18 protein-coding genes are annotated in these 18,062 nt (G+C 40.8%); 3 read left to right on the top strand and 15 right to left on the bottom strand.

Annotation, left to right across the window (positions count from 1 at the left end; translation table 11 throughout):
• The first annotated feature begins 297 nt into the window (after nucleotides 1-297).
• Together PQ578_RS11010 and mprF are read left to right on the top strand one after the other, a co-directional pair.
• Nucleotides 298-3,360 (top strand): efflux RND transporter permease subunit, encoded by a 3,063-nt coding sequence (locus tag PQ578_RS11010; protein ID WP_273834349.1) that lies wholly within the window; start codon nucleotides 298-300, stop codon nucleotides 3,358-3,360.
• A gap of 130 nt (nucleotides 3,361-3,490) precedes the next feature.
• Nucleotides 3,491-6,037 (top strand): bifunctional lysylphosphatidylglycerol flippase/synthetase MprF, encoded by a 2,547-nt coding sequence (mprF, locus tag PQ578_RS11005; RefSeq protein ID WP_273834348.1) that lies wholly within the window; start codon nucleotides 3,491-3,493, stop codon nucleotides 6,035-6,037.
• Nucleotides 6,038-6,170: 133 nt separating this feature from the next.
• On the opposite strand, the gene PQ578_RS11000 is transcribed toward mprF, so the two are convergent.
• The 14 genes from PQ578_RS11000 to PQ578_RS10935 form a co-directional block, all read right to left on the bottom strand.
• Nucleotides 6,171-7,019: an ABC transporter permease gene (locus tag PQ578_RS11000; protein WP_273834347.1), complete on the bottom strand. Its 849-nt coding sequence runs from the start codon at nucleotides 7,017-7,019 to the stop codon at nucleotides 6,171-6,173.
• Entirely contained in the window at nucleotides 7,009-7,929 is a 921-nt protein-coding gene (locus PQ578_RS10995) for an ABC transporter ATP-binding protein (protein ID WP_273834346.1), read from the bottom strand. The genes PQ578_RS11000 and PQ578_RS10995 overlap by 11 nt, the downstream gene beginning before the upstream one ends.
• A gap of 20 nt (nucleotides 7,930-7,949) precedes the next feature.
• Complete coding sequence (locus PQ578_RS10990) at nucleotides 7,950-8,495, bottom strand: DUF2812 domain-containing protein (RefSeq protein ID WP_273834344.1); 546 nt, start codon at nucleotides 8,493-8,495, stop codon at nucleotides 7,950-7,952.
• 5 nt (nucleotides 8,496-8,500) lie between these two features.
• Complete coding sequence (locus PQ578_RS10985) at nucleotides 8,501-8,830, bottom strand: PadR family transcriptional regulator (protein ID WP_273834343.1); 330 nt, start codon at nucleotides 8,828-8,830, stop codon at nucleotides 8,501-8,503.
• 238 nt (nucleotides 8,831-9,068) lie between these two features.
• On the bottom strand, nucleotides 9,069-9,686 hold the full coding sequence (locus tag PQ578_RS10980; RefSeq protein WP_273834342.1) for a hypothetical protein: 618 nt from the start codon (nucleotides 9,684-9,686) through the stop codon (nucleotides 9,069-9,071).
• A complete protein-coding gene (locus tag PQ578_RS10975; RefSeq protein ID WP_273834341.1) occupies nucleotides 9,686-10,177 on the bottom strand; it encodes an NUDIX hydrolase in 492 nt (163 codons plus the stop codon). Before PQ578_RS10975 ends, PQ578_RS10980 begins: the two co-directional genes overlap by 1 nt.
• Nucleotides 10,178-10,217: 40 nt before the next feature.
• On the bottom strand, nucleotides 10,218-10,775 hold the full coding sequence (locus PQ578_RS10970; protein ID WP_273834968.1) for a kinase: 558 nt from the start codon (nucleotides 10,773-10,775) through the stop codon (nucleotides 10,218-10,220).
• A gap of 237 nt (nucleotides 10,776-11,012) precedes the next feature.
• Nucleotides 11,013-11,222 carry a hypothetical protein gene (locus tag PQ578_RS10965; RefSeq protein ID WP_273834340.1) on the bottom strand — a complete coding sequence of 70 codons (210 nt, stop codon included), beginning with the start codon at nucleotides 11,220-11,222 and terminating at the stop codon, nucleotides 11,013-11,015.
• A gap of 85 nt (nucleotides 11,223-11,307) precedes the next feature.
• Nucleotides 11,308-11,607 carry a nucleotidyltransferase family protein gene (locus PQ578_RS10960; protein ID WP_273834339.1) on the bottom strand — a complete coding sequence of 100 codons (300 nt, stop codon included), beginning with the start codon at nucleotides 11,605-11,607 and terminating at the stop codon, nucleotides 11,308-11,310.
• Nucleotides 11,608-12,066 (bottom strand): DUF4871 domain-containing protein, encoded by a 459-nt coding sequence (locus tag PQ578_RS10955; protein ID WP_273834338.1) that lies wholly within the window; start codon nucleotides 12,064-12,066, stop codon nucleotides 11,608-11,610. It abuts the gene before it with no gap.
• Nucleotides 12,067-12,626: 560 nt separating this feature from the next.
• Complete coding sequence (locus tag PQ578_RS10950; protein WP_273834337.1) at nucleotides 12,627-13,391, bottom strand: sporulation protein; 765 nt, start codon at nucleotides 13,389-13,391, stop codon at nucleotides 12,627-12,629.
• 118 nt (nucleotides 13,392-13,509) lie between these two features.
• A complete protein-coding gene (locus PQ578_RS10945) occupies nucleotides 13,510-13,980 on the bottom strand; it encodes a GNAT family N-acetyltransferase (protein ID WP_273834336.1) in 471 nt (156 codons plus the stop codon).
• Between the two features lie 222 nt (nucleotides 13,981-14,202).
• Complete coding sequence (locus PQ578_RS10940) at nucleotides 14,203-14,853, bottom strand: pentapeptide repeat-containing protein (RefSeq protein ID WP_273834334.1); 651 nt, start codon at nucleotides 14,851-14,853, stop codon at nucleotides 14,203-14,205.
• Nucleotides 14,854-14,963: 110 nt separating this feature from the next.
• Nucleotides 14,964-15,452: a CBO0543 family protein gene (locus tag PQ578_RS10935; RefSeq protein WP_420541542.1), complete on the bottom strand. Its 489-nt coding sequence runs from the start codon at nucleotides 15,450-15,452 to the stop codon at nucleotides 14,964-14,966.
• Nucleotides 15,453-15,704: 252 nt separating this feature from the next.
• Here PQ578_RS10935 and PQ578_RS10930 point away from each other — a divergent pair, with 252 nt between their 5' ends.
• Nucleotides 15,705-16,601 carry a cation diffusion facilitator family transporter gene (locus tag PQ578_RS10930; protein ID WP_273834332.1) on the top strand — a complete coding sequence of 299 codons (897 nt, stop codon included), beginning with the start codon at nucleotides 15,705-15,707 and terminating at the stop codon, nucleotides 16,599-16,601.
• A gap of 62 nt (nucleotides 16,602-16,663) precedes the next feature.
• Here PQ578_RS10930 and PQ578_RS10925 read toward each other — a convergent pair whose 3' ends face one another.
• On the bottom strand, nucleotides 16,664-17,995 hold the full coding sequence (locus PQ578_RS10925; RefSeq protein WP_098442853.1) for a GntP family permease: 1,332 nt from the start codon (nucleotides 17,993-17,995) through the stop codon (nucleotides 16,664-16,666).
• Nucleotides 17,996-18,062 lie beyond the last annotated feature (67 nt).

Below are 18,062 nucleotides of genomic sequence, written 5' to 3'. Positions count from 1 at the left end.
ACCTCGATGTCTTCTTTCAACAGAATACACTACTTCATGAGTGAAATGATAGTCACAGTGTGTCCTGTGATAAGAGTTAGGTTGCTATTTTTTAGAAGAACCTTGCTCTATCATAGGTTAGACACAATTTCTCTCTGAAATCCATTTTCAAGCACACTCATTTCTTGACTTCTAAACTGATATCCGTAAAAATGACTATTGAGTCAAACACATTAAAACTTTATATTTCAACAAATATGGGGTATAAATGACATCAGATTGACCGACCAGTCGAAAATGAACAGAGGAGGCTCTTCTATGCTGAAATGGATTTTACAACGCTCCAAGCTTTTCATTATCTTTATCCTATTATTTGTCATTGTTGGAGTGTTTACATTTATTCAACTTCCACAACGTGAAATTCCAGAAACAACGGTGAATATCGGAACGATTAGCACGGTTTATCCTGGTGCCACGGTGGATACGGTTGAACGATCGATAACGAACCCAATCGAGTCATCACTTAGTTCAATCGATGGGATAGCAGAAGTCACATCATCTTCTGCAGCTGGCTTTTCAAACATTGTGGTTGAAGTCGCAGAAGGCGAAAGTAAAAAAGAAGTATTTAGTGACGTTCGCCAGGCCGTTTCAGATGCCTCTACTTCTTTCCCAGAAGAAGCTTTCGAACCGGATGTGAACGAATCAACGGCGAAAATGCCGATTGTTTCCTATCATCTAACAAGCGATAACCGCGACAATCTCTTCTCCTTACAGGAAGAGTTAAACCGCTGGAAAGATGAAGTAGAAGAATTATCAGGCGTTTCCGGCGTAACAATCAAAGGACTGCCTGAAGAACAAATTTTAATTGAATTAAAGCAAGATGAACTAAAGGATTCTGGACTGAACGTAACCGACGTTCAAAGTGCGATTAACAATGAGTACTACCCAACGCCTTTAGGAAAACAGGAAATGGACGATAAAGTCGTTCAACTTTCTGTCGAAAATTATGACTCTCTTGACGAGATGGAAGAGCTGTTTGTTGGGAAAAACCCTGATGGCGACGCGGTTTACTTAAAAGATATCGCGACAGTCGAAGTGAGTCCAAAAGAACTTGAAGATATCATCACATTTGAAGGAAAGCCTTCCGTATCCTTCACGGCTTATGTTAAATCAGGTGAGGATATTCCTACTGTTGATGAACGTGTAAGTGATAAGGTGGATGAATTATCAGAAGGTCTCCCTTCTAACGTTGAACTTGAGCCTTATTACTCACAAGCCTCGATCGTAACAGATATTTTTGATGGCTTGTTCTTATCACTAGCGATTTCTGTTCTAGCCGTTATTGTAGCAACTTCCCTTGGACTTTCTGGATCTGGTGCACTTGTTGTTGCACTAGCAGTTCCAATCTCTGTCCTTATGGGCTTTATCCCTCTGCCGTTCGCTGATGTGGACCTTAACCAGATTTCCGTAATCGGGTTAATCATCGCACTCGGGATTATCGTCGATGACTCTATCGTAATCAATGATAACATCCAGCGAAGATACAAACTTGGTGACAAAGGTATGATGGGAGCTGTGAATGGCGTTAAAGAGATTTGGGTTTCGATCGTCACCTCTTCTCTTGCGATTGTCTTTACGTTCCTTCCGCTTATCTTCTTATCAGGTGGAAACGGAGCCTTTATTCGTGCCTTGCCTACGGTATTGATTACAACAATCATTGCATCAACGCTTGTCGCACTAATCTTTGTACCGATTTTACGCTACTTCTTAAGCAAACGATCGAAGAAGCCAATGTCAGATGCACCAGGGTTATTAGGAAAACCGCTAAATAAACTAGCTGATGTTTATGCCGATAAGCTTCTAAAGAATTTTTCTAAAAAACCGATCCTTGTTTCTATTCTTGGCCTAGTTCTTACAACCGCCATTTTTGGATTAGTTGTGTTAACACCGTTTGAATTCTTCCCGGCAGCAGATAAGGAAGAAGTAACGGTAGATATTACCCTACCAATTGGAACCCCAATTGAGGAAACGCACGATACGCTTCAAGAAATTGAAGACAGATTAAAAACAGATGACGGCGTTTATGAAACAAGCGTCTTTACCGGAACAGGTACGCCGGGACTCTTTAATAGTTCCCTAACGAGCACCGGTGAAAATACTGGCCAAATCGTCGCTCGCGTTGATCGCGAGAACCAAACGACGCAAGGTCTCATTGACGATTGGACAGATAAATTAAGAAATGAATATCCAGATGCAGAGATCTTTATGGAAACGATCCAGCAAGGTCCTCCAGCAGGTGCACCTGTGACCGTCACCGTCTCTGGGCCAGAAATTGATAAGCTAATTGAACTTCGAGATAACCTAAAGAATGAAATTGAAGGACTTGAAACAGATCTTGTCGTTGATGACGTAGGTGACTTTGAACCTTCAGTTGAATACGTTCCAGATCGTGATGCACTTGAAGAAAACGGCATTACAGTGAATCAGGTTAGTCAGCAAATTCGTCTAGCAACAGCAGGCATTCCACTAAAAGCATTTGATAACGGCGTTGTGAAACGCGACATGAACATCGTGCTTGAAGGAAGCGAAGATGAAGTTGATCTCTCAAGTCTTGAGCTACCGGCTGCATCTGCAGGCGGACCTCCTGAACTGATTTCGTTAGACGAGCTTGTCACAACAGAAGAAAGTGAACAAATTCAAAAGATTCCTCACATTGATGGCGAACGCTCGATTACGCTTCGTGCCTTCCCTAAAAACGAGGAGAATTATAAAGAAAATGTAACGGAGATTGTGGAAGATCAGCGTGATCAGCTTGATGATGCGGATTACAGCATGACACTTGGCGGTGAAAATGAAGCACAAAATGATTTCTTTGCGGAAATTACCGTTCTCTTCATTATCGTACTGTTCTTAGTGTATCTGTTAATCGCGCTACAATTTAATTCACTATCGCTACCGTTCCTTGTACTCGTTGCGGTATACCTTGCGATTGCAGGTGCGATCCTTGGTCTATTCGTTACACAAACGCCGATCAGCTTCCTTGGTGTGATGGGTATGGTCTCACTCACAGGTATTGTTGTAAGGAACTCAGTTGTGCTTATTGAGTTTATTGAACAAGCCATTAAGAAAGGCATGGATGTGAAAGAAGCTGTCATTGAATCTGGACGTGTACGTCTGCGCCCAATTATTCTTACAGCCATCACATCAATCGTGGCCTTAATCCCAGTTGCTGTAAGTGGCGATGCCCTCTTTACACCACTTGCGGTTACGATCATTTCAGGTATCCTCTTCTCAGCTGTACTCACACTGATTATGGTGCCGATGCTTTACCTCGTGTTCTATCGATTTAGAAGAAAGAAACCAGCGCAAGATGAGATGTAAAGAAAACCGTTCAGAGGAACTCCTCTGAACGGTTTTTTGTATGAAAGAAAATGGACTACCGATCATCTTTTTTCATTTTTCTGCATGATCTTCATAAAAATATTGTAAAATCATATGAAAGGAGTGAACTATGAAACCAATTTTACACACCATTTTATTTCACTATTTAAAATTACTCTTACCAGCTTTTCTTTTTGTACTCTCTGCCATTCAAATCACGGCATTTCTATCAGACGTTCATGTAAGTCTTCTATTAAATGAAGTAAGTCAGTTTAATATAGGAAAACTTTTTCTCGTGTTACTCATTACAATGGCTGCGGTTAGTCCAATGTTTTTATATGATTCTTTGATTTTGAAATCATTGCAAAAAACATTTCCAATGAAACAACTTCTTAAGCAATCGTTTATCGTGAATGCCGTTTCAAATTTGATTGGGTCAGGTGGTATCGTTAGCAGCATGCTTCGAAACTATTTTTATCAAACGGAGCAGGACGATCACAGTGAACTATCAAAGAGCATTGGAAACATGACCTACTTTTATTTAACTGGTCTATCTCTTCTTGCGCTAATCACGATGATCACTTACAGAGAAAGCCCCTTACTAAAAGAAATTCCCTGGCTCTATTTGGTTGTAATCATCGTTGGACTTTATTTACCTGTTCTCATTTTTTCGTTCTTGTGGAACAACTACCGGACGCGCTCTTTTGGCACGAAAACGAGGCTTCAGCTCATTGCCGTATCATTCCTTGAATGGACTTTTGCGTTTCTTGCGATCTGGCTATTAGCGACGATGCTTGACTTACGCATTTCATTTCATGACCTTTTCCCACTCTTTGTGATCGCTGCATGTGTTGGCATTGTTAGTATGATTCCTGGAGGTCTCGGATCGTTTGATCTCACTTTCATCTGGGGCAGTCAGCTAATTGGTTTACAAAATGAAAAGGTGCTTTTTCTGCTCATTTTATTTCGCGTTGGTTACTTCTTCTTCCCTTTCTTACTAGCGATGATTCTGTTCGTTAGAGACTATTGGGAAAAGTGGAATACGAACTGGGATAACCTCCCGATCGCACTCGTGCAAAGACTGAGCCACGTACTCATCACTTTGTTAGTCTTTGTATCGGGATTAATCCTACTCTTATCTGCTGCTTTACCCGGAATCATTGACCGACTAAAAATTCTCGAGGAAATGCACTCGATTCCGTTTCTTGTTAATCTCTCACACCAGCTTTCTGTCGGAGCAGGCTTTGCGCTACTTGGATTATCGAGAGGCATTGAATACAAAGTGAAACGAGCCTATTACCTGACGATCGTTGTGCTTTTCTGCGCGGCTGCATTTACATTTTCGAAAGGGATTGATTATGAGGAAGCTATTTTCCTATTAATTGTTGCCTTTATTCTCTATCTATCAAGAACGCGCTTTTATCGTGAAAGCTATGTTTTAACATGGAGCAAAACGATTATTGATGCACTCGTTATTCTTTTCATTACGTCGATGTATGTCTTAATTGGGTACATGAGCTTGCCGTCATCAACGAACGCGATTCCGTCTCAAGTGATGCCCTATCTGATTACGGATTACCACACGTTGTTTTACAGTGCATTAATCGGATTATTGATTGCGCTACTCGTCTTCCTTATTGGAAACGCCGTAATTAAACCTAAAAATCCAATCCAGAATTCCGAGCCTAAGCAAGATCCTCACATTCTCGAGCACTTAACAACCTATCGCGGCAATACGTTAACGCATTTAGTATTCTTACACGATAAATCGCTGTTCTGGAATGCCAAGCGTACGGTATTCCTAAGCTTTCAACAATCGTCTGATAAACTTGTCGTCCTTGGTGATCCAGTCGGTGAGGAAAACGACTTTTCAACTGCAATTGATGAGTTTCAACAGCTTGCAGATATTCAAGGCTTTACGCCAGTCTTCTATGAAGTGAGCAATGACTTGCTTCCACTTTTACACGAAAAAGGGTTTGGCTTTTTTAAACTTGGTGAAGAAGCATTCGTTGACTTAGAGCAATTCACCTTATCCGGTAAGAGAATGAAGGCGCTGCGCGCAGTTAAAAACAAATTTGAACGTGAACATTATCTGTTTGAAATCGCAACACCTCCTCATAGTGAAGCGCTATTGAATAAACTAAAAAACGTATCGGATGAATGGCTACAAGGAAGGAATGAAAAGGGGTTTTCGTTAGGATTCTTTGACGTTGATTATTTAAATAAGTCGGAGATCGCCATCATGAAAGAAAATGATACGATTATCGCCTTTACTAGTCTTATGCCAGTCTACGATGGAAATAAAACCATTTCTGTCGATTTAATGCGCTTCATACACGGTGCCCCGTCTGGCACAATGGACGTTATGTTTCTTTCATTATTTGAATGGGCCAAAGCAGAAGGCTATCAGTCTTTTAACCTTGGCATGGCTCCACTTGCAAATGTGGGTCAATCCAAATTTTCTTTCCTAAGTGAACGAATCGCGGCTCAAATCTTCCTTCATGGCCATATCTTCTATCACTTTCAGGGCCTGCGGAAGTTCAAAGGAAAATACGCTCACACCTGGGAACGCAAATACCTCGCCTATCGCAAAAAATCCTCCCTCCCTTTTACAATGGCGCAGGTCTCGCGGTTGATAAGTAAGAAGGGGAGTAAAGGGGGTCAGGTACGTACCTGACCCCCTTTACAAACAACTGTCTCTCTGCAACGGACAGCGGATTTATTTCGCTTAAACTTGAGATGGAATTAAAAAAGCTGCTGGATTTCCGGCAGCTTTTTATGTTGGCCAATAAACCACTCACACCTATCCCTTAAGCCCTCATCCACTTCCAAATCTCACGTGGACTAGCATTCTTTCCATACATTAAGATACCAACTTTAAAGATTTTACCTGCCACCTTCATGCAGATCCAGGAAGTTAGAAGTAAGAGACAAATTGACCCAATGATCTCTTCCCATGGCCATACTTCCAGTAGAGAAAGACGGAAAATCAATGTGCCCGTAGCTGTGAACGGAATATAAGAACCAATCGTTGCGACTATTCCATTCGGCTCTTCTAATACAGGAAGAATGAAAAGCGAAAAGGAGAAAGGCACCATCATAATCGTTCCTTGAAAATTACTTGATGTGGTTACATCTTCAACTGTTGCTCCTAGACCAACGAGTAACGCTGCAAATAAAAAGTAACCAAGCAGTGCAATGAAAACCAATACGATCGTTTTTGGTACAAACAAATATTTCAGAATATCCATTCCTAATTTCCACGTTAAAAATGGAAGAGCACAGAACAGCCAAATCAACACCTGTGATACTCCAAGCAAAAAATAGCCGATGATTTTTCCTTCCATTAATTCGTGTGGATCCATTGACGATAAAATAATTTCAGCCACTTTCTCTTTCTTCTCTTGAGAAGCACTCTGAAATATCAGCATGCCTGTTAACAAGACTGAGAGAAAAATACTACCGGAAACAATTCCGGGCAGCAAACGGGCGTTCAACAATGAAGTCATCCCATTGGAGTTCGATCCCCCTGATATCATCGAAGGTAAAAAACTAAACAATATGATAATGATAGGTGTCATAAAAACGGAGATCAAAAAAGACTTATTGGTCATGTTCCGCTTAAACTCCCATTTCGCAACTTTCAAACTATTTTTCATAGGCCAGGTCCTTTCTGCCACTTGCGATGCTGACAAAAATGTCATGTAGAGAGATTCGATCAAGTCGAAGTTCTTGAATGTCTAATTTTTTCGGAAGAGTGCTCAACCACCTGGTCAGCTCTACCTCCTTTTCAAGGAATAGAATCGACGTCTTGTTTTTTTGCTCAATTCGGTCAACCATAGGAATCGCTTCTAGTAAGGAGCGGGTATTTTCTCCACGAATCGTGCATTTGTAATTCGAAAACTGTGCTTTCACATCATGGATTGAGCCCGTCACTACCTCTTTTCCTTTATGTATAAATAAAAGCCGGTCTCCTAACGTTTCGATAAGATTCATTTGATGAGAGGAAAGTAAAATCGCAGTACCTAGTTCGGCCAATTCTTTGATTTCTTTTTGGAAAAGTTCCTGACTAACAGGGTCCAGACCTGAAAATGGTTCATCAAGAATGAGGATTTCTGGCTCATGAATGATGGAAGCGATGAACTGAATTTTTTGCCCCATTCCTTTCGATAATTCTTCCATTCTCACTTTCTCTTTATCTGCTAGACCAAACTTTTTTAAATAAAACCTGGCACGTTGTTTGGCTTTTTGAATAGGATAATTTTTTAAATCTGCAAAATAAAGGAGGATATCGATTACTTTTACATTTTTATAAAGACCACGCTCTTCAGGTAAGTACCCAATCCGCTCCGGAGGGATTTTTTTAATAGACTCTCCTTGATAAAAGATCTCTCCTTCATCGGGATATAAAATCCCCAAAATTGAGCGAATTGTCGTAGACTTTCCAGCTCCATTTGGTCCAAGAATCGCCATAATCTCGCCTTTCTTAACTTGAAAGGAAAGATTTTCAATGATTGCTCCATGTTTAAATCGCTTACCAAGTCCTTTTACCTCTAGCACGCTAGACATCAGCAGGCTCCTCTCCTTGATTAGAAATCTTGTTTCTCTAATTTCTTCAATTTATAGCGATAAGCAAGGTAAGGCATTCCAGTAAATATCAGCATAATAAAAGTAGCATAACTACTAAACTCACTGATTTGGCCAACAATCGATGGAAGATAACCATTCTGACTACTAAATGACAACAATATGAAAACAAGCGTAAGCAAAAGCGCTGGGATGGCAACTTTTTTCATTGACTGACGTTCCCTCTCATATTTCTCTTTCGTTGATTCTTTATCAGAATAGATTGGAGGTGTTCCTTGAGCTGCTGAAAATACGTGCATTTCATTTCCGACCGAACAAACAAACGTCCACCCCGCTTCTTCAAAATAACTAAAATACTCCTCATCAGCTTCTTTTTGATAGTCTAGAGAATAGATGAGATTCTGTGGTTCTCCTTTTCGCAATACAAATCCCAGAAAAGCAAACTTCTCAAATAACCACCCTTTTTGAGCATATTCGCTCAGCTTTGCCATCTCTTTCTCTTCCGAAAAAGCTAACCCACTGCTGATTACGTATTTTTTCTTCCCCACACCTCTCACTCTCCCTTGTTTTCAAGTATCGCTTCCCCGTGTTGAATCATGATACGTTTCCGTTCAATTTCTTTCCTTACTAGCTCGACACCCTTTTTTGTTGTTACATACACTTTTTTCTTTTCACTTTTATCGAAGAGCTCAATTAAACCGGCCGCAAGAAGCTTTTTGATCGTCGTATACATGGACGCCGGTCCGATCACTACGCTGTGATTTGTTAACTCTTCAATCGACTTCATAATTAAATAGCCGTGTTTCGGCTCCATGAGCGATAGAAGAATATAATAAGACGTGTCCGTTAGCTCTCCTACATCAAGAGAATCATTCCTTGGCATGAGGTTCCTCCAAACTTATATCGTTTAATGATATATCATTAAATGTAATATATCAGTTAATGACATAGCGCGCAACCATGAAATGGAAAATAACAGAGGAAAAAGCCGCCAAATTTTCGGCAGCTTTTCATGTTAGCCAATAAAAGTGAGATTTGGCCAATATAATCTCATTTTAGCCAATATATTTCTTTTTTGGCCAATATCCTGAAAATTTGGCCAATAAACCACTCTTCGCCTCTTAATAAAGAGCATCCTTATTTTCAGTGATGAGGATTTTAAGTAGTAACACTTCACTGTCTTCTTGAATCATCTTTTTCACATCATTCGGATCACTCATATCAACCGTCCTCATCTGGTTTGACGTTGTACTCCGATACGCCGCTAGTATTTTTTCTTCATCTAATGCTAGTGGTACTTTTTTATCTTTAAACGCATATTCCCAAGTCGACATCGAACTTTCTAAATTAGCTTTCTGATTGCTTTTCTGGGGATTTAATTTTATATCTGGTGCATATAAAAAGTACAATGGTTCATCTGTTTCTGAATTGATGATTCCGAATCCTACATGACCTTCATCTGTCTCATCTAAACTTTCACCATAAATAAGATCCACAACAGAATCATCATCCTTCTTCCCATCTTGATAGCGTTCAACCCACAGCTTCACCCATCTTTGATCCGCATTTTGTACTTCAAGCTTAAAATCAAATAGGGTACCAAGCACTAACTCATCAAATGTTCTCGCATATTCAGACTCAGGCGCTGGTTCTATTTCGGCTACCTTGTTTTCATTAGCAGAGCAGCTCGAAATAAGAACGGTTGCCAAAATGAATGAGAGCCGCCATCTTTTCTTCACTACTTCTCCTCCAATTTTAGTGCAGCTTCTAAAATGGCCTGGTAGACTTCATTCCATCCCTTGTAGTAGGCTCCTACTTGATAGGGATCGACAAAGATACGATCAATTGATTCGTGTTCAGCCTCAAAAGGTAGCACCTCTCTAATTTCCATTCGATAGAAAAGTTGATACCCCACTTTAGGGTAAGCGCTCTGTTCGTTCCAGTTCGGATTTTCGCTATGGTCGACCGATAAAGAACCGATGAATTGACTAACGCCTTTCACATATCCTTCTTCCATTGCTTCACGCGCCAAACAAGCTTCAGGTGATTCCCCTGCTTCAATATGACCTCCCGGAAAGTCCCAACCTCTTTGCTTCAAATTTACGAGAAGAAGTTGATTTCTATTGAAACAGAATCCATGAGCGCTTGTCACAATTCCATCTGGAGCGGTTTTGCCGTTCCAGCTTAACTTCACTTTCTGTGCACCCCATTGAACATATGCGAACGTCATACGATTCTCCCCCCCAATAACCTACCTCAACATAGGAAACTCAAGATTCAATGACAATATCAGCCTTGTCTCCTGGTAGAACACTCTTCAAGTAATACTCCTCTGCCTTCCAGTAACGGTCTTCAAATTTCTTTATCTTTTTCTGTGTTTTTTCACTTTCTCGTTGAAATCGCACCTCTTTCGCACAATCTAAAAAAAGCATTCGATCAAAAGCTCCGCGCCATTCCTTTCGTTGGAGGAAAACACCTTCAATGATCACTACATCCGAAAGAGGGCTTTTACCGTTAGAAGCTCCTTGATCAGGTTTTACTCCCTCTTTCACTTTTTCAAATAGGTCTTCTTTTAGCTTTTCAATATCCCACTGCAAAAAGTAGTATTCAAACCATTCTTCATGCCCCGTATCATAGCGTCTATTGCGCGGTTCTATGTAATCATCGATATGAAACGTAACCGTACGATATCCTAGCGACTTGAAATAATGCTCCAGTTTGGAGACAAAGGTCGTTTTACCTGAACGACTTAGCCCGTCAATCCCCAGCACGAAGGGTGTTTTTAACGAAGCTCGAGGCAATACTTTTGTGAGATCCAAATTCGACATCTTCCATCGTAAAGGTGCGATGCTGTACACTCTCCTTTAACTAATAGCTTTTCATTTAATTTTCGTGTCAATCACCGGGGTCTTATAAAAAGATCCCGGTGAAGATCACTTCCCGAGATTCCTAATAAGGTCACCAATTCGACTAGGGTACCTTCACCTATTGATGGAAAAACTTTTCCGTCTCTGCCATGAGTGGCACTGCGCTCAGCTTACTTCTCATCACCCCACCCTTACTTCCTATCCTTCGTCATCAAAAAATTTGTAATACAGCGTAACACCGCTAAAATAGACAGACACTACGAGAACGATAAACACAACGCCCTCTATTATTTTTTCGATACTATAGACCTTTCTTTCTGAATCAATAAAATAGAACGCTAGAAAATGGATGAGCCACGATCCAAGAATGACCCATCCGAGTATGTGTAAAAACGTTTTGGCTTTCATTCCTAACCTCACTTACTTTTAAACGTTTAAATCCTCGCAAAACTTATGTACAACCACACCCTTAAGAGGAGTGGTTTTCATTACGTCACCTTTCATCCCACGAGATGACCTCAAGCTCCGGCCACCGCGCTGACCACTTGGCTACTTTCGCTTCATACACATCACGGGAAATCAAGAGCTTGTTCGGACAGACGATCAATCCAAACAAATCATGTAGCCCATATGGTGCATAGACTTTAAACGCACCCTTTTGATCGATTTTCACACCGATCGGCGCCTTCGTAATCTCTGGTTGTAACGAAAGAATGTGCGCGAGCGCTTCTTTCTGCTCGTCAATGTCTTTGTTCTTTAGCAACTCTTTTTGTGATTGTTGATCTCCATCCACCTACTTTACCTCCACAACGACCGTTCCAAATAAATCACCGCCGACATAAGCATCAAGCTCCCACGTTCCGCTTGAAGGAAGCTGCATGGAAGACGGGGTATGAGCATCTGCACCATTATGAGCACCTGCCAATTCATTTGTTTCAAAAACGACCACTTCTTCATTTGTATCCTGATTCGTACCGATCACTTTAAATCTACCATCTAGTTCATCATCAGTTCCCCAAAAATGCCACATATACTTGTTTGGCTGACCTACTTGAAATGTTGCCGCTTCCCCATAAATGAAACCAAGTCTCCCTTCATCACCGATCATTTTATAGGATCCTGATGTAAATGTGTCACTTACTTTTAAGTCGGGATCTTTATGTACAACTTGCTTAGCCCCGGCCTCTTCTTTATCACTACATCCCACTAATATGACAAGAAGAAGCGGCACCATTTTCAACCAATTCTTCATTTTTTTCAGCTCCTTTTAGCGAAAAAACTTATCATACTGGTCGATTTGATCGGGATGAAGACCCGTGCTTCGCTGCGCTTCTCTTTGCATTGATTGGTTGCATGACTGACACACATAGCTCGCCTTTGGATTCTGCTTTAGTTTCCGAAATTGCGAATCAGATGGCTTTACCCGGAACTTCTTTTTACAAAAAAACAATTCGCTTCAAGCATTCTCATCCCCCATTTCATGGATTGATCCACTACTCATATCTCTTCGATAAAAGGGAATAAATTCCTGCTGAAGCGCTAGGCGATAAGTAAGAAGAGAAAGCTTGCGTTGAAATAATCACTTTTTCTTTTTGCGAAGAATAATGACTGTCGTTAAGACGATCAACAATAAGAACAATCCTTCTTCCAAATTGGTCACCTCAGTACATATTTATTTGCTTGAATGAAGCGGTCAGAAGATTCTATCTATAAGAATACATACGAATTAAAATGAGATTTGTTTCAAAATAAAACGCACTTACCTAAATAAGTGCGTTTTTATCAGCTATGCTCGAGCGTGCGGTTAACTTTTTATGCGTATTGGTTAAGGACATCAGTAAGCTGGCGCTGGATCTCGTTAACATCGTCTGTTGTTAACATAAACTGCACTTTGGATTCATCCGTTTCAAGCATTTCAGATAAGAACCCCGAAAAGCCTCGTGCTTTTCGATCGATCTCAAGAATCACGCGAATGTTGTCTTTTGAAACCGGCTGGAACACGGCTTCTAGCTCATCAAGGCGACTGCGAAACGCACCGTGTGTGGCGTGGAACTCAAATTCCTGAATAAACGGCAGTCGGCCAAAACCGTGAGCCTCTTCATTTTCAACCTCTCGAAGCTTAAAACCAAGTCCATCGACCGCTTGAAGGAAAGCATTGATATACGGATGAGGAGCAACCTGAATCATATCCTTATCTTGCGGATCCACGGCACTTTTAATATCGAGTCCAGTTTGAAGCCAAACGTTGCTCTTCCCTTTACTGATCGGGGCATCAAGTGGCAGTGTAAACGCAAATGGGAATTCTCTCTTATCATTTGGTTGAAGCGTAAACTGATTCGCTACCGTGTGCTGCGCAATCTGAACCGATTTTGTAACCTTGCTGTCATCTTTCTTTTGCACGTAAGTTGTGTGAAGGGAGAGGTCGATCTTTTCAATCGTTTGTTCGACGCTACCTGCTCTTATTTTAATCACACCATCGACCGTTTCACCTGGAACGAGCACATTCCTATTCAAAATCGTATCAACTTCTGAACTTCCAACACCTACACGCGCCATCATTTTCTTCATAAATGACATTGGTCACCGCTCCTTTGATTGTGTGTATTTTTCTCAAGAAATATAGTTCGGCAGGGGATAGGGGATTCCTGCTAAGGCGGGAGGGGTCAGGCTCGAGCCTGACCCCTCCCGTGGACATTTATATGCGCTTCACAAACACAACCCGCTCTTCTCCCGGTCCGTCGTAATTTGAGTGCACCGCAATTCCATTTACGACACGATTACCACCTTCAATTTCAAACCCCATTCGAATGTGGTATGCAATTGAATTCTTATTTACTGGAGAGGTAACGCACCGCACCAAATTACGACCATACATTTTCATCGTTTGAAAGAAAGACTCATAGAGTTGGCGTCCAATGTGACTGCCACGATACGTAGGGTGGACACCAACAAAATGAATATACCCTTCCTGTAGATGCGATTGAGAAAGAAAACCTATAAGAAAGCCAATAATTTCACCATCTTGTTCTGCGACAAAACTCGTATTCGTAAAGTGATCAAAAAACAATTTAGGTAGCCTGTCCGCCATTTGTCTGCCATTCCACCATTCATTGATTTGTGGCGCAATGACATAGTAGTCTGACTGCTTCACATGTCGAATGTTCATAAAACCCTCCAATCGTAAGAGCCTGTTGCGTAACCTTAACGCTTCTTCTCGTTATGTATCCCGCTCTACTCTCAATTATTTCAAATTATCATCTATTCCTCAATGACTTCTTTACTCTTTTCACGTAGCGGGGGGTCAACGCACCCCACCCCATTACATGACGTCACTAGAAATTTTCAATAAAAAAAGGGCGAGGCAAGAATGCACTTGCCTCGCCACTTTCTATTCACCCGCTACTTTCAATCCTAATAACTTCGCAAAGCCGATCGCCTGCGCCTCTGATACTACACAACCCTCAAGCGTTTCGAAATCAACTTGAATTCCCTCGTAATGACACGTGCTAATATCTACACCATTTAAGCGCGTTTGCACAAAATTCGCTTCGTTTAGATCACACTGAACGAATACCGTTTTCGTAAACTGACAGCCGTGGTAGTTTGCATTTTGTAGGGAAGTCGATTTAAACTCCACTTGTTTTAAGCGCGTATCCACGTAACTACTGAAATGCGCGCGGCTATTTTCAAATAGAACGTTTCCGAGATTTGCTTCAGTAAAATCTGTTCCCATGAGTTTGCAATCAATAAACTTCACGCGATGAATGATGCCTTCATTGAAGTTCACATTTGAAAGATTGCAATTATCAAAGATCACATCCGTTAGATCTACGCGAGGGAGCATAGCATTTGTTAACGTCACATTTCGAAATACAACTTTTGAAACAATGGCCTGATCCAGTTCAATGTCTTCGATTGTTTCTCCCATAATCTCACAATTCATTAACGAAAAATCTTCATCACTATAGATATCACGAAAGCTTCCTTCTTCTAAAACTGCCGGAATTTTAGGAAGCGTTAGTTTTACTTTTTTACTCATTTAAACACCCTTCACTGATTTCTCTAGAATCATAAAAAAGATACCACAAGGAAAGGTGTAAAGTGCAGTCTGTTATTTAGTAGGAAAGTGTGTACAACTGATCTGGTGATTCATCCACCTGTTTCACTTTCTTCAAATTCATTTTTATAAAACCATTTATAGAAACGTCTCGATATGTAATTCGTTATTCCAAGTGACACAAAACTATAGTACCACTTCCACTTGACATACTTAATGAGATTCGTATACCGCTCCGCCAACACTTCGCCACCAGTTATCAAACCAACATGAAAAAGATAGTAAAGAAATTGGATAACCTTATTTCGCTTCTCAGGATAATTTAAATTAAAAATCGCACAGAACGAGGGATAAATGAAGTATTCAAATGTAAAGCTACTTTTATTTGATTTCTTCATAAAACGTACCGGATAACTAATCAAACCTTTCTCGACAACCCATAACCCTAAAAACCAGGTAATAAATTGCTTGAAAAACATAACGACAATCACATGTCTAATTTTAGTTTTCGGAACAAATCGATATAATAACACACCAGTGACAATCCAAATGATGTAGAGTAGTCCACGATCTTTTGACACCATCCATAACCTCCTTTATCCTAATACTGTTTCCGAAAATAAGGCTTCCATACATGAAAATTCAATTGTATTCATGACCTTTCTACTTAGTGTGCGCTCTCAAAAGACAATTGTCTTTTAAGGGGGTCAGGTACGAACCTGACCCCCCATCTCCACCCTCTCCCGTTTAATTCTCCACAAAAAGTGGTACAATCAATACATGAACACATAATCATATATAACTTACACGCCATACAGACTGGAGGCATCACGTTGGGACAAAACCATTCTCATGACCATGGACATACACATTCCGCTAACAAAAAAGCGCTCTTTATTAGTTTCCTACTAATTTCATCTTTCATGATTCTCGAGGTAATTGGAGGATTTGTAACAAATAGTCTCGCCCTCTTATCAGATGCTGGACATATGCTTAGCGATGCAGTGGCACTTGGGATGAGTCTACTTGCATTTAAACTTGGAGAAAAGGCATCGAATCAGGACAAAACCTATGGATACAAACGATTTGAAATTTTAGCAGCTTTTTTAAACGGTATTGCACTAATCGCAATTTCTTTCTATATTTTATGGGAATCTATTAATCGATTTATCGATCCACCTGATGTAGCAAGTACTGGGATGTTGATCATTGCAACAATCGGTTTTATCGTAAACGTACTAGTGGCATGGATCTTAATGAAAGGTGATACATCAGAGAACCTAAATTTACGTAGTGCTTTTCTACACGTACTAGGAGATTTACTAGGATCAATTGGTGCGATTATCGCAGCCTTGCTCATCATGTTCGCTGGGTGGAACTACGCAGACCCAATCGCAAGCTCCATCGTAGCTGTCCTTGTTTTAATCAGCGGGATTCGAGTTACAAAAGATTCCTTCCATGTCTTAATGGAAGGAACACCTTCAAATATTGATCTAGAAGAAGTGAAGAAAATGTTAACTGGTTTAGATGGTGTTCATTCGATCCACGACGTGCATATTTGGAACATCACTTCTGACTTTCCTGCTTTCACATGTCATTTAGTCGTCAATAAAGGTTGTGACCGTGATCAACTTCTCCAACTCGCAAATCAAAAACTACATGATCAGTTTGAGCTTAGCCACACCACCATTCAAATGGAATGCGATACATCTGACATAACCAAACAATAAAATACCGCCATTTAAAAAAGTCACGGGGTCCGGCCGGCGCCGCCCCCCTTCTCTCTTTCTTCTTATACAAACATATTCAAAATCAAAGCGCCACCAAAAGCAGCAAAGGAAAGCACTGTTTCCAACACAGTCCACGTCTTGAACGTTTCTTTAACCGTTAACCCTAGATATTCCTTCACCATCCAGAACCCAGCATCGTTCACGTGTGAGAACATAAGTGAACCTGCACCTGTTACAATAACGAGCAATTCCAGGTTTACCCCTGACATTGTTGCAATAATCGGTGAAACAATACCAGCCGCTGTTGTAAGGGCTACCGTTGCTGAACCTGTTGCAATTCGGATCAAACCTGCAATCATAAATGCGAGAACGAGCGGTGACAAAGAGAGATCCTGTGAAAGGTTCCCGATAATCGTACCAATCCCGCTATCAATCAAGATTTGTTTAAAACCGCCACCTGCACCAATGATCAAGATGATAGAACCTACAGGTAGAATACATTCTTCCACGTATTTTTTAATTTGTTTTTTGTCTAATCCCTGACGGAAACCAAGGAAATAGAAAGCAAAGAAACAAGAAAGTAACAATGCCACAAGTGGGCTACCGATAAATTCTAAAATTCCTACCGCATCACCTGGTAAAGGTAGAAACGGTGCGAATGTTCCTAAGACAAGAAGCAAGACTGGCATAATAATCGTTGTAAATGAAATGCCTGTTCCAGGTAGCGTAGAAGGATCGCGCTGATCTTCTACTTTGATCAAATCAGGCTCACCTACAGGAACGACGCGCTTATTAATCCACTTCGCGAATACCGGACCGCCAAGAATACCTGCTGGAAGCGCTATTATGAGTGAGTATAAAAGAACCTTACCAAGATCGGCTTCATAAATTCCAATCGCTGCAACCGCACCTGGATGTGGCGGAATCAATCCGTGCACAATCGACAAGCCTGCTACGGCTGGTAGCGCAATCAATAAAATGTTTTTCTTCGTTGCTTTTTGAATTGAAATGACGAGTGGTAATAAGATTAAAATACCAACTTCAAAGAATACTGGGATACCGATAATAAATCCTGAGAAGAACATCGCCCACGGGAGCTTCTTCTCTCCAAAAACGCGAATGAAGAAATTCGCAATCTGTAAACCTGCTCCAGATTCAGATAACAGTTTTCCGAGAATTGTACCAAGGGCTAGAATACCAACTAAGTGACCGAGAACGCCACCAACGCCCGTTTCATACGATCCTATGATATTGACCCATTCCATACCAGACATGACTGCTAGGAATAAAGCCGCTACCGTTAAACCGATAAACGCATGCCATTGAAAAACAGAAACTCCTACGATGACAATTGCAATCGATATGAGTGTTATTGCTAAAAGATAAATTTCCATGATAACTACCACCTCTTCTGAAATAAAGGATATTTTCAGTGAATCTCTGAAAACCCTTCCAACTTTC

The organism is Guptibacillus sedimenti (assembly GCF_028610665.1).
Lineage (GTDB): Bacteria > Bacillota > Bacilli > Bacillales > Guptibacillaceae > Guptibacillus > Guptibacillus sedimenti.
Note: the sequence above shows the minus strand (reverse complement) of the source record. Positions and strands in the feature narration are given on the sequence as shown.